Here is a 12,238-nt window from a genome sequence, read left to right on the forward strand (position 1 = left end):
CGGGTCCCCACCCGGCAGCGTTCCGCGCCTGCACGTACACGTGGTAGACCTGCCCGGGCTTCAGCTCGGGACCCGGGCCGTTCCCCAGGCCGCGGGGGTTGGTGTAGCCCTGGCTGTTGTAGTCCTCCCAGATGATGGGGTTGGTGCTGTTGTTGATCTCGTACCAGGTGGCCTTGTACTGCTCCACGCCTGCGCCGCGCACGTCGGCAGGGCCGTCGTAGTACACGCCTGCGGACACGGGCGTCACGTCGGCCACACGGAGGTTCTGCGGGGCCGTGGGAGGCTTCGGGATGCGTCCTGGTGCGCCAATGGAGCCGTAGTGGATCTCGTTGACGGAGCCGTACTGAAGCTCCATGGCGAGGCCCACGCCACCCAGCCAGCCCTCACCATCGTGGTAGAAGACCCGCTCCTGGTAGTCGTGCCAGCGGGTCTGATTCTGGGCGTAGCCGGACGGCAGGAACGGGTTGCCGTTGTGCTCATACATGTACCCGTTGGCGTGGGCGGTCTGCTTGCCGAAGACGTTGGCGAAGGAGCCGGTGGAGCCTGCGGGGCCGTTCGCGGCGCGGAGCCACACGCCCAGGACGGAGTAGTTGCCGCCCCAGTCCTGGCGCACCCAGTCGGCCTCCAGCCAGAACTGCGTGCTGGGGCCGGTCTTGACGACGCCGCCGATGCGAATGGTGCCCATGGGTCACTCCTTAGATGGGCTCGAACCAGAGATCCCCGACCTGGGGGTTGGCGGGTGCCGTGGACGACACCTTCGAGCGCGCACGGGTGGTCTGCACCCCTGCGATGTAGTCGCGGCTGCGGTTGATCTCGGTTTCGATCTGGTTGGCGGGCAGCGAGCCCGGCACAAGCTGGAAGCCTGCGGCGGCTGCGGCATCTCCTACGGCCATGGGGTGCTCCTTAGAGGTTGTCGATGGTTCCGGTGAGCTGGTCAATGGTTCCGGTCAGGGCGTTGATCGAGCCCTTCTGAAGGTCCAGCAGGCCCTTCGTGCCGACCTGCATCAGGCCCTCCGTGAGCGACCACGACACGGACGTCAGCACGCCCTGCTGGTCGGCCGTAGACGGCAGGGTGATGCGGGCCTCCATACCGGGGGTGGCGGAGTAATCGCTGAGCGCGGTGACCTCCTGCACGCGGCCCTGACCGGCTCGGCGGTTGAGGATGGCGGCAGCGGCACCCGGGCCGGGATAGGGGCGGTCGAAGTCGATGGTCAGCACGGAGCCTGCAACGCCTGCGGAGTCCAGGGCCTCGCGCTGGGTGCCCGACGTGTCACGCCAGCGGTACTTCACGATGACGCCCGTGCAGTACACCTCGGGGTCGGATCGGGTGATGGTGTCGGTGCCCTCGGTCGCGTTGAAGCCGGTGACGCTGAGCACACCGGGAAGGGCGTACTCAGCGGGGTCGATGAGTCGCCAGACGCGGTTCTCGTCGCACCAGAGCTTCAGTCCCACGTTGGTGACGATGGGCGCGAGGAACTCCCACGCCGAGACACCGGGCTCCCAGGCCAGCAGCTCGGGGGCACGGTCGATGAGAGCGACACGCTTTGAGGTCGATGCGTTCGGCGTGCCGGTCCACGAATAGGCGTGGAGGCCGTCACTCGGGCGCGAGCCGTCGAAGTACTGCCAGTTGTGGGGGCCGGGGTAGTCGTGGCTCTCGGACAGGCGGAACGCGCGCCAGGTGATCGTGCCGGACGTGTGCCCGTGGTACGCGCGGAGAAGGATCTGGTCACACCCCTCGGGGACGGTGAACGTGACCGAAACGCGCGTGCCGCCGTCGATTGACGTGGGGACGGCAGCGGAGCGGGCGAGGTCGGTGTAGGTCCCATTCACGCGACCAACAACCACCAGTCGGCGAGAGCGAGCTGTCTGCTCACTGCCACCCATGGCAGAACGGACAGCACCGGTCGCGCTGAAGGTGTAGGACCGGCCCACCTGGATGCCGTACGGCAGCGCGTTGTTGTTGGAGAGCTGGACGCATGCATCATCGTTCGTCGGGTTGTAGAGGTGGACACCCGCGAGGTTTTCGGTTCCGGCCCAGGTGGTGTCCGGGATGGTGTCTGCGTTGAGGATGGCGTAGCCGCCCTCGGGGGTGCGTTCGTAGCGCGGGTCTGGGAACAGGTTGGTGGAGTCAGTAGCCACCAGGAACTGCTGATCGGGGGCACCCCCGGCCTGGAGGCTCGCACCCGGAACGACCTTGCCCAGCACGTAGTTGACGATGGAACGAAGGCTGTTCTGCATCTCGAATGCGCCGAGATCCTGCGTGATGGGGGCGTAGTCGATCAGCAGCGCCTCATCGGAAGCCAGCTCCAGCTTCATCGTCTTCGCGGCGTGGTCGATGGTGCGCTCTCGCACACCCAGGTTGAAGGTGCGAGAGCTGACGCCCGCGTTGGATGCCGACAGCACCGCACGCACACCCTGGCGGGGGTCGATGGCTTCGACCGTGGCGGGGTTGGTGACAGCGACTTCCACCGTGGCCATGGCGTACGGCACCCGGGCGGCGTCCAGCGCGGCGTCTCCATCGATGGCGGCGAGAGTCTTCCCTGCCACGGTCAGCGACGCCTCTGGACGCATCAGCACCGTAGGCGGAAGATCGGGTGCTTCGATCATCTTCAGCGCGCCACGCACGGAGCTGAAGGCGACGACGTCACCGGATGCGTAGCGGCGAAGGCGTACCGTGGCGGCGGTGACGGAGGTCGCGGTGACGGCTGCGGAGGCCGTGGTGATCTTGAACGGCGCACCCACCACGGTGGACACGGCGGTGACCGACGCGGTGGCGCGCGCGCTGACCGACAGCGTGCCCGCGACGACGGAGGACGCCGTCACCGCGCCCGACGCCTGGTTCTTGGCGATGACCTCGGCGCTACCTGCCACGACGCTGTCAGCGGCCACAGCGCCCGCTGCGGGGCTCTGCTTGGTCGGTGCGCCCACGGATGCCGTCACGACGTTTACGGACCCGCTGACGGGCAGCGAGAGCGTCACAGAGCCGCTGACCGCGGAGACGACAGTGACCGTTCCCGACGACGGCGGAATGTCGGGTGCACCCGGGATGGCCACGACACTGGAGAAGTATCCGCGCGTGATGCCGGTGGAGCGCGTCCACGTTCCCGGCGCGAGGGTGGTGGGTCCGACCAGCGTGGTGTCCGCGGTGGCCTGCATGGCGTCGCTGGTGCTGGTGGCCTGAGCAACCTGGAAGTTGGACCAGGGCGAGGTCACGCCCGTGGGGGTGAAGTTGGACGCCGCGGTGGAGCCACCGGACTCGCCGCCCAGAGCCGCGATGAGGTAGTACGACAGGGGCTTGGACACGGTGATGCCCGGGACCTCACCCGCGCCGGACGTGTCCGCGAACGCGCGTGCCGTCTCCAGCGTGGTCACGTCGCTCACGCTGTGATCGGAGAAGGCCCAGCCGGTGGCGCGGTACTGCTCGGATGCGGTGGAAGCGACCGTCAGCGTCTCGGCCGCGGAGGTTGCGACCTTGCCGAAGACCGCGGTGGCGGCGTAGTTCGTCGACCCATCCAGCTTCACCCAGCCCGTGGAGGACGTTGTGAGGGTGGGTGCGCCGTCCGCGGTGGCGATCACGACGAGAAGGTCACCGGCGACGTGGGTGGGCATCGTCACGGCGAACGACGTTGCCGCCGAACCAATGGCGGTCGTCACCTTATTTCGCAAAACGGGTACGGGCATGGGTCACCCCCTCGGGTATGGGTCGGACGGCGGGTCAGTCGAGCGAGATCGTGATGGCTCCCGCGTTCCACGCGATGGTGTCGCCCGCGACGATGGCGCGAGAAGCCGTCAGCGCCTGCCAGTCGGTCTTCTGCGTGCCCGCGGTGGACGCGCTGAAGATGGCGAAGTGGGTGATGGTGCCCGACCCGGTCGCGGCAGCGCTGGTGAGCGCGTTGACCGTCGTCTTGATGGACGGGTCCGCGGAGGTCGCCGACGCCCAGCCGGTCGCGCCGATGGCGGTACGGGTGAGGATGGTCGTTTCGCTCAGCCCATCGGTGGAGTAGGCGATGTGATCGGTGCCCGACGTCGTCGGGAACTCGGTGTTCAGAATTGCCTGCTGGCGTGCTCGGGTGAGTCCAGCCATGATGTGCTCCTTCTTAGGTGTTGATCTCCTGGTACGGCACGGTGACCGTCCAGGTCTCTCGGGTGTCGTCGTCCAGCGCAAGCTGCACGTTGCCGTTGACGACGAAGACCATGCCGACGCCGGGGCGCTCACTGTCGGTCAGCACGTACGCCGACTCATTGGACAGCAGCGCGAGCGCTCCCCACGCCTGCACCTCGGCCGCGTAGTGCAGGACCAGCTCCCCGGATCGGGGGCGCGGCAGGATGAGCGTCGTGGCGATGCCGCCACCGATGAGGTCGTGCACGACGTTGCGGGACTCCCGCTCGGTGGAGTAGCCGTCGATGACGGTCGGTGCGGTCGTTCCCGCGCCGTTGTTGGCGGTGATGTAGCTGGCCATGGATCAGCCCCCCAGCGGCTGCGACCGCACGTAGGCGATCTTCGTAGCGGGCGTGTAGCGGTCCCACGCGGTGCCGTCCACGCCGACGCGCACGGTGCCGGTCTTACGCGGCGGGGTCCATGCGTCCACCTCGGAAGTGTCGAGCTTGACCCGGATCTTCATTTCGCGATCCTTGGTCAGCTCCTTGACCTTGGACTCGGCGGCGGAGGTGTCCACCTGGGGCTTGATCTCGGCATCGGGGTTGAAGGCTGCGTCGAAGGACACGGCGGCTTCCGAGCCCGCCTCACCGGCTCCACCGTCACCCAGGGCGGCACGGATGCGGGCCTTGCCGTCCTCACCGCTGGAGGCGTAGGACGCGGCGATACCGGCGCGGGCCTCCTCGGGAAGCGACAGCAGGTTCTCCCACTCGCCGGGGGACAGCTTCATGTTCTGGAGGTTGGCCTTGTAGGCGTCAGCCTGGGCGCGGGTCTCCTCCACATAGGTGAGCCACTTGCCCACGTCGAAGGCCTGGTTGTCCGCGGTGGCCTTCTCGTACGCGGCGTTACGCATGGAGTCGTACGCGCCCAGCGAGGACTCCACAACGGCTTCCGTGGCGGACTGGATGCGAGCGGACGCCTCCTCCTCGGCCTGGGCGCGACGTGCGGCAGCAGCGGCCCCGGACTCGGCCACGGCTTCGTTCAGTCGAGCTGCGGTCTCCTGAGCCGACAGGGTGGCTTCCAGCTCGGTCTTGTAGCCGTTGAGGGACTGGTACTGCTCATCCCAAACCGGGGTCCAGTCGGACATGTTGTCCAGCTCGGAGTTGACGGCTTCGAGAACGGCGCGAGTCTGGTCCAGGTCGTTGCCGGACAGCGCGTCGATCAGCTCGGATACCGGCTTATTCACCGCGTCGGCGGTGCCCTCCAGGTCTTCCAGGACGGTGCCGAAGTCAGACCACTGGTCGATCATCGACTGGAGCGCGCCGTTAGCCTTGGCCTCCTTGGACAGCGTCGAGAACAGTTCGTCGATGCGGTCCTTCAGGGGCAGCGTGCCGCCGTTGTCGTACATCTCGCGGGCCAGCTCGGCGGCGGCTTCGCGGGCCTCCTGAAGCTTCTCCTGGGCGTCGGCGGCGCTCTGCATCATGGCACCGAAGGCGGCGGCGATGGCCAGACCAGCGGCAGCTCCCGCGGGGCCGAAGCCCGCGAAGGCGTTAGCCGCGACCTCCTGGAACACATCCGTGATGGACTCGCCCGTGCCGTCGAACGATGCCGCGGACTCGCGGGCGGTCGAGTTGGCCTCGGACTTGAACTCGCTCATGCCCTCCTTGGCACGCTCGGTTCCACGCTTCACACCGTCGCCGATGTTCTTACCTGCGTCGCCTACGTCCTTCGCGGCGCGCTCGGCCTTCTTCGCGTCCGCGACCATGCTGGAGAAGGATGCTTCGAGCTTGTCGCCCGCGGACTCGCCCTCGCGGCCCATCTCGGACAGACCGTCAGCGACGCCTTCCGTAGCGCGCTCAGAAGTCTTCGCCTCGGACGCCAGGTCATCCAGGGAGTCGGCGACCTTGTCGAGATCCTTGGAGAGATCCTTGACCTGGGCCTGCGCCTGGCGGGTGTTGGCGGCGATGTCGATGGAAAGTGCCACGTCACTCCTGCTTTCCGTCGATGGCGTTGCCGATGGTCTTCACAGTGGTCTGCACCCAGAGCCGCGCCATGCGGGGGACCATGTTTCGGGCGGCTCCCCAGAAGGGGCCTTCGCGGCGGGGAGCCTTGAACGCCGTGCCGACCGTGCGGGTGACCTTGTGGGTACCGCCCTTACGGCCCTTGCGGCTGTAGGTGACCTTCTTAGGGTTCATGCCGTGCTCTACCGGCGCGTAGTCGACCTTCGGGCTCAGGCCACCCGACAGCGGCCGACCCTTGGACGCCGACTGGATACGCACGTTCTGGTTGCTCACGGACACCACGGCGGTGTCCACCAGGACGCGGTGCTCCAGCTTCGTGTCCGCGCGCTCGGCCAGGGCCTTCTTCCATTCGGGAGCGGCTACGGCCTTGGTCTGCTCGCGGACCTTCTTCTGGATGGTCTTATCGAGCGAGCGGATGGCGTAGATGGTCGCCAGCAGCTCGGGGGACTTGAACACGTCGATTCGCATGGCGACACCTCCTTCAGGTGGCCCGACCGGGCGGCGTGCATGCCCACACGCCGCCCGGGGGTTTGTTACGCGACGGTCAGCGCGGGAACGCCGACGACGGCGAGGGTGACGGACGCCGACGCGACGGTGTCGACGGAGCCACCGATGGCACCGGGCGCGATGATGACGGTGGCCGTCCAGGTGGGGCTAGTGCCAGTCGCGGGCTTCTGCGGCTTAAAGGTCACGGTGACCTGCTTGCCAGCGTTGGCGAGGAGGTACTGACCCAGGGAGTTGGGCGTGGACCAGTCCTGCGCGAACTCCAGGGTGACGGTCCAGTCGGCCGACGTGGAGAAGTTGAAGACCGACGCGGGGGTCAGGCCCTTCCACTTCACAATCGAGCTGGTGGGGTCGAACTGGACCTTGCTCACCGCGGCTTCGTAGTTGTCGGCGGCGATCTTCAGGTCGATGTTGGTCAGCAGGATGGGCTGAACGGTGATGGTAGCCATGGCGCTAGGCCTCCTTCTTGGCGGTGATGGTCAGAGGGATCAGGTACACCAGGCGGTTTTCGTACTTGGCCAGCTCGGCGTCCTCATGGAGGAAGTTCTTGGGTAGGTATTCCAGGGCGGCTTCGACATAGCCGTCCAAGTCTTCTGCTGCGCGGTCCAGGTCCTCGTGGGCGGAGAAGATCGAGAGCGTGAGCTTGACCGTCCAGGCCCCCTGAGGGGACTGTGGAGCGCGTCCCATGGAGGTCTGGCGGATGAGGGCCAGGTCCTCGTGGATGGCGTCGGGCAGGTTCTCGGTGGCCTTCACGCGGAGACCAGCCAGGGCGGGGATGGTCTTCCAGTCGGCGGCGAGCTTGGCCGCGACTTCCTTGCGGACGCTCATGCGATGGCCCCCAGACCACGGATCGGACGGAGAAGCTGCTTGACCTGCCAGTCCAGCGGATAGATCGAGATCGAAAAGTCTTCGTTGCCGAACTCACTGCCGCCCGCGCGAGCCTGCCCCGCGTTGTAGACGCTGCGGGCCTGCATGATGAGGGCCAGCTTCCACGCCTCGGGTACGTCCGACTCTTCGAGCCAGTCGATAGGCGCTGCGGGGTCCAGTGGGGTGCCGAACCAGTAGTGATGCCACTCGGCGTTTGGATTCAGGATCTTCGCCGCGACCGCGCCGGCCTGGGTGTAGACAATCCACTGCCCAGCAAGTGCGGGGTCAGGCGTCGGCTTGGGCCAGTCGGCAGGCGCGAGGGGCGCGGGCGCGACCGTGGGGGTAGGGGCGTACGCGACGATGGCAGGCGCGACGGACTGGAGGTAGAACTCCAGCACGTCGTCATCGGCGGGTGCGGACTTCCAGACCTTCCGCACCTCTTGATGAGTAACCCACAACATCACGCACGCCCCTCTGACTCACGCGTAGGTGATGGTCGCCTTGGCGACGGCACCGGGGAAGGTCACGCCGACCGCGATGTAGCCGAAGAACGCGTTATCGATTCCACCGTTCACCAGGTCGTTGGCCTGGACGCGGATGGGCGAACCGGCCAGCTCCCAAGCGGTAGCGGCCTCCTTGGAGCCCACGACCACCTGACCAGCCGCAAGACGACCGTCGAAGTAGACGGGGATACCCGCGATGCGACCCACGTTGATCTCTGCCTCACCAGAGACGTAGGCGTAGGAGCCGGTCTGCTGAGTGGTGAAGATGTCCCGGTAGACCGACGCACCCACGAGTGCGTAGGACGGGGTAGCGCGGTTGTTGGCGACGGCGGTGGCCAGGTCGATGATGGCATTGACGGCCTTGGACTGCGTGCCGGTGACAGCACCCAGGGTCACGGCGGTAGCACCGGCCACGAGCTGGGTCAGCGCGTACGCGTCAGACAGCGTCGCGTAGGAGTCGACCATTGCGCGGACGTACGACTCGATGACATCGGTCTGGTTGAAGTCGTAGAACTCGCGGGCGAGGTCGTGACCACCAGCGAAGCGCTGAGCGGCGTAGCTGGTCGGGGTGACGGTGGGGGTGTTGGAGGGCACCGCCGCCTTGTTTCCCGCCCACGTCGCCATGGTCGGCTTCGCGTTCCACACCCAGCCGGTGGCGTTGAGGGAGGTCAGCGTGTCCTGGGTCAGCAGGGGAACGACGGTGCGGTCGAAGCGACGGCCCGCCCACAGCTCACCCAGGTAGCGGGGGCCGGTGAGCTGGTCGTTGTTGTTCAGACCGCCCGTGCCATTGAACTTCACGTCGGAGAGCGCGAAGAGACCGGCCTCCTGGGAAGCCTTGTGGAACGGCACGAGGGCAGAGGTGTCGCCCTCGGTGTGTGCCTTGTGGACAGCGGCGAAAAGTCCGCGAGCGGACAGGTCAGCCTTGGGAGCCTCGGGGGTCTGGACCCCGTCCGGCACGAGCGAATTCGACATTGCGAACTCCCCTTCTTCATTGGTTTCCTCGGACGGGGTTTCGTCGTCGGGTGTGTAGACGGTCGACCCTTCGGGGGTGCGAACCGTGATGTCTTCGGGTGCCGCCTCGGCATCCAGCACGATGTGCGCCGGGTCGGCCTCGGGGGCGGGGGCGTCGACCACGTCGCCGATGGCGAAAAGGCCGGCCGATGCGAACGCGCCTGCTTCCACCAGCGCGGAGCCGGTCAGGGTAGCTGTGGCGTGTCCGTCTGCATGGCGAGTGATATCGCGCAGCTCAGGAGAAAGGCGAACAAGAGACCCGTGGTCAGCCAGCCAGGCATCTCCTTCTTCGGTTTCCGCGATCCGGTATTCGGCATACAGGCCCCGTTCGTGAGAGGAGTCGAATTTCACGCCGCGACCGATGGGGTCGTAGCGGTCGTGATGACGGTTCAGGACCACGACGGAGTGGTCGCGGGGGACGCGGATGTCCTCGGGGCGGAACGTCAGCGGAGCGTTTCCGGTCGAGCTGACGGCGCTGGCCTCACCCCAAGGGACGATGATGCCGCGCACGATGCGGGAGTCCTGGTCGACTGCGAACAGGCCAAATTCGAGATCTTCGGTCACGACGCCACCTCCGGGGTCTGGGGCTCGGAGGCTTCGACGGGCGGCGCGGACGGGCCGTAGGTCGTGGCCAGCGAGAGGCTAGAGCGGTCAAATCGGATGACCTGCCCGTGGGGGGTGACGTCATCCATGCTGAGGCGCGCTTCGATGGGGCTGGCCCAGTAGTCCAGGTACTCGTTGAGCTGGCTGAAGTTGCCCTGAGCGGTCTGGTAGGTCAGCGAGGCGGTGGCCGCGGAGCCGTCGAGGAGGCTGGCGGGCAGGTTGGTCATGTTCGCGACATCGATGCGCAGGGCGTTGCGGCCCTCCACGTACAGGTCGGCGTTGACCGTTCCGTATGTCTCCATCTGGAGCGAGGAGGGCAGGAAGCCGACCGCGCCGTCCGGGCTCTTGCGGGCCTTGGACCACTGATTGACGTACTCCTGAGCCGCCTCTGGGGTGACTCGGGTACCTCCGTCGCTGACCTCATGGAGCACCATGGCCGGAATCGGGTTCGTGGCCCGACCCACCCAGCTCTTATCCATGGCGCGGGCACCACGGATGACATCGGCACCGGTCGCCAGGATGCCCTCATCGAAGCCACGGAAGAGGATGACGGAGCGCTCATCGGTGACGGGCGTATCGTCCACGCGGATGCCCAGCGGCGTCTCTGGATCGAACTTCCAGCGAGAGGGCGCGACCCGCACCGCGTCGAGAATGGTCCCTGTGTCCTCGGAGCGGTTGACGGCCCAGAGGCTCCAGCCGCTGAACAGAAGGTCATCGATGGTCCAGGCCATGCGGTGCTGCACCGATTCGACGGTGCGGGTGGAGGTGAGCCACGCGGGCTGACGGTCGGCGGGCTTGCTATCGCGGACAGCAACCAGCGGAAGATCCGCAAGCGCACCCACGATGATCGAGCGGGCGCGCTTGATGGGTGCGACCTTCATCGCGACGGAGCGGTCTACGACATCAACGTCCTGACCGAAGATGTCACTGAAGACGACCCTGGAGAGGTTGCCCTCGGTCCATGGGGAGGCGAAGTCGGTGGGCACCACGGAGGAGCCATTGGCAACGGCAGAGACGCTGCGACGGCTTCCGTTACCGAAAAAGAGACGGTCGATTACTCCCACGGCTGGAGTATCGGCCGCGCGTCATTCTGGCCGGTCAGGCTGTGGAAACTTGTGGATAACTAGCGCTAGTACGCGATGATGGGGCGCATCATCTCGTAGGCCGGGTTCTCGTCGTAGTAGCGGAGCGCCAAAGCCCACGCCTCCAGGGGGCTGATGTCCGCCTGATCCTTCTTCGGGGGACGGCCCAGCGCCCATGCATTCGGACCAGTAGTGCGGCGCACGGCATCCGCTGCGGCGTCGTTCATCATCGGCTGGTCGAAGTGCACGGCGTTCCCTGTGTTCACGTCCTTCACTAGGAGCGCGGCTGCGGCAGTCACGTCCTCGTAGCGCTGCGGCGCGAGCCGGGGGCTCGGGTTCATCCGCGACATGGTCTCGACTTCCACGCGCATATCGCTGCTCTTGGTGTCGTAGACCACGGCTACGTCATGGCGGCGGGCGATGATGGCCACGGCCTCGGCCAGCCACGTTGTGCCCGGGCGGTGGTCGAGCACGTACCCGTAGGCCTTGCCGTCCGCGTCGCGCCACGCGGCGACGACAGCGGCAGAGCGGCCGGTGAAGGACGGCATGACTCCCAGTGCGAAGTGGGCGGGCACCTCGGGAGTGATGTCCTGGCGGGCGTCGTGCCACGCCTGGGCGTCGATGGCTCCTTGGCCCTCACGAAAATACCGCCGTACTCGACGGCGAAGCGCTCCTTCAGCGCAACGAAGCGCTTGGCCACCTTCTCGATGGTCGTCAGCCCAGAGCTGATGCCGGGGTGCATGGCCAGCGTCAGCTCCTTGACCCGGCCGTAGGGGAACTCCTCGGTGGGCTCCCACGCGGCCAGCTCGTCAGCCGTCACGTCCTCCGGGAAGGCGTACCGGACCACGCCGTTGCCCTCATCTTCCAGCGCCTCGAAGAGGAGCTGGCCCTTCCGGAACGTGCCCGCGGTGCCGGTCACCACGAGCTGCGCGTCAGGTCGGGTGTCGAACGTCGAATAGATCGCCGCCCGAAGGTCCACGGCCTGCTCGGGGGATGCCTCGCCGCCCTCATCGAGCCAGACGAGATCGTAGGACGACGCTCGAAAGCTCGACCCCTTCGGGCTCTTGGCGGAGAAGCGGGAGCCGTTAGGGAAGCGCACGTGCTGCGAGCCCTTGCCCCGGTACGACTTGAACGGGCGCGAGTCTTCGTCAGGCCACACCAGCTCCAGCTCATCGATCACGGTGGTCTCGAAGATCTCGAACGTCTTCGTGGCTTGGGTGGTGATCGTCATGCCGACGTTGTAGCGCTCACGCAGGGCGCACCGACCCAGCGCGATGATCGTCAGCGTCTTCGTCTTGCCAGCCTGTCGGGGGATGAGCACGCCGTTCGTCTCCAGACCAGCGGCCAGCATGTCGTTGATCAGGAGCTGGTGCGGCTTCGGACTCGATACGCCGAGAAGTCGGCACCCTTCGAGGAACTCGCGTCGACTCTCGGCGGACGTGACGAGATCCGACACATTCAGGGGCGATAGGGCACGCCGACGCCACGCCATCCAGGTGGTCTGGCGTTGGAGCTGGTCGAGCGTGGGGGGTCGCATGAGGGGTCCTGAGG

Annotated in this window: 14 protein-coding genes; all 14 read right to left on the reverse strand. The window is 66.8% G+C overall.

The features are described from left to right. A partial coding sequence (locus DBR36_RS01485) for a fibronectin type III domain-containing protein (protein ID WP_146185164.1) occupies nt 1-685 on the reverse strand: 685 nt, incomplete at its 3' end. A gap of 10 nt (nt 686-695) precedes the next feature. After that, entirely contained in the window at nt 696-893 is a 198-nt protein-coding gene (locus DBR36_RS17160) for a hypothetical protein (protein WP_146185165.1), read from the reverse strand. Between the two features lie 10 nt (nt 894-903). Further along, on the reverse strand, nt 904-3,681 hold the full coding sequence (locus DBR36_RS01490) for a hypothetical protein (protein WP_219927599.1): 2,778 nt from the start codon (nt 3,679-3,681) through the stop codon (nt 904-906). 34 nt (nt 3,682-3,715) lie between these two features. After that, the gene (locus DBR36_RS01495; protein WP_108317256.1) at nt 3,716-4,084 is read right to left on the reverse strand and encodes a hypothetical protein; all 369 of its coding nucleotides are present in this window, start codon (nt 4,082-4,084) and stop codon (nt 3,716-3,718) included. Nucleotides 4,085-4,097: 13 nt separating this feature from the next. Further along, complete coding sequence (locus DBR36_RS01500; RefSeq protein WP_108317257.1) at nt 4,098-4,460, reverse strand: hypothetical protein; 363 nt, start codon at nt 4,458-4,460, stop codon at nt 4,098-4,100. 3 nt (nt 4,461-4,463) lie between these two features. Continuing rightward, complete coding sequence (locus tag DBR36_RS01505) at nt 4,464-6,080, reverse strand: hypothetical protein (protein ID WP_108317258.1); 1,617 nt, start codon at nt 6,078-6,080, stop codon at nt 4,464-4,466. Nucleotide 6,081: 1 nt separating this feature from the next. Next, nucleotides 6,082-6,585, reverse strand: coding sequence for a hypothetical protein (locus tag DBR36_RS01510; protein WP_108317259.1), 504 nt, complete (start codon nt 6,583-6,585; stop codon nt 6,082-6,084). A 65-nt stretch (nt 6,586-6,650) separates the two neighbouring features. Further along, nucleotides 6,651-7,070: a hypothetical protein gene (locus DBR36_RS01515; RefSeq protein ID WP_108317260.1), complete on the reverse strand. Its 420-nt coding sequence runs from the start codon at nt 7,068-7,070 to the stop codon at nt 6,651-6,653. Nucleotides 7,071-7,074: 4 nt separating this feature from the next. Next, on the reverse strand, nt 7,075-7,449 hold the full coding sequence (locus DBR36_RS01520) for a hypothetical protein (RefSeq protein ID WP_108317261.1): 375 nt from the start codon (nt 7,447-7,449) through the stop codon (nt 7,075-7,077). Continuing rightward, entirely contained in the window at nt 7,446-7,952 is a 507-nt protein-coding gene (locus DBR36_RS01525) for a hypothetical protein (RefSeq protein WP_146185166.1), read from the reverse strand. Before DBR36_RS01525 ends, DBR36_RS01520 begins: the two co-directional genes overlap by 4 nt. Before the next feature lie 15 nt (nt 7,953-7,967). Continuing rightward, nucleotides 7,968-9,566, reverse strand: a complete 1,599-nt coding sequence (locus DBR36_RS01530) for a hypothetical protein (RefSeq protein ID WP_108317263.1) — start codon at nt 9,564-9,566, stop codon at nt 7,968-7,970. Next, complete coding sequence (locus DBR36_RS01535; protein ID WP_108317264.1) at nt 9,563-10,594, reverse strand: phage portal protein; 1,032 nt, start codon at nt 10,592-10,594, stop codon at nt 9,563-9,565. Before DBR36_RS01535 ends, DBR36_RS01530 begins: the two co-directional genes overlap by 4 nt. Before the next feature lie 140 nt (nt 10,595-10,734). Further along, a complete protein-coding gene (locus DBR36_RS17470) occupies nt 10,735-11,118 on the reverse strand; it encodes a hypothetical protein (protein ID WP_108317265.1) in 384 nt (127 codons plus the stop codon). After that, nucleotides 11,088-12,238, reverse strand: a 1,151-nt coding sequence (locus tag DBR36_RS01545) for a hypothetical protein (protein WP_219927600.1), incomplete at its 5' end; no start/stop codon positions are given. The genes DBR36_RS01545 and DBR36_RS17470, both read right to left, overlap by 31 nt.

Origin of the sequence: Microbacterium sp. HMWF026 (assembly GCF_003061325.1) — a bacterium.
Classification (GTDB): Bacteria; Actinomycetota; Actinomycetes; order Actinomycetales; family Microbacteriaceae; genus Microbacterium; species Microbacterium testaceum_E.

Excerpts from the sequence above, each read along its gene's own strand:
- DBR36_RS01500 (WP_108317257.1), bottom strand. The coding sequence starts at position 4,460 with ATGGCCAGCTACATCACCGCCAACAACGGCGCGGGAACGACCGCACCG.
- DBR36_RS01510 (WP_108317259.1), bottom strand. The coding sequence starts at position 6,585 with ATGCGAATCGACGTGTTCAAGTCCCCCGAGCTGCTGGCGACCATCTAC.
- DBR36_RS17160 (WP_146185165.1), bottom strand. The coding sequence starts at position 893 with ATGGCCGTAGGAGATGCCGCAGCCGCCGCAGGCTTCCAGCTTGTGCCG.
- DBR36_RS01515 (WP_108317260.1), bottom strand. The coding sequence starts at position 7,070 with ATGGCTACCATCACCGTTCAGCCCATCCTGCTGACCAACATCGACCTG.
- DBR36_RS01495 (WP_108317256.1), bottom strand. The coding sequence starts at position 4,084 with ATGGCTGGACTCACCCGAGCACGCCAGCAGGCAATTCTGAACACCGAG.
- DBR36_RS01520 (WP_108317261.1), bottom strand. The coding sequence starts at position 7,449 with ATGAGCGTCCGCAAGGAAGTCGCGGCCAAGCTCGCCGCCGACTGGAAG.
- DBR36_RS01490 (WP_219927599.1), bottom strand. The coding sequence starts at position 3,681 with ATGCCCGTACCCGTTTTGCGAAATAAGGTGACGACCGCCATTGGTTCG.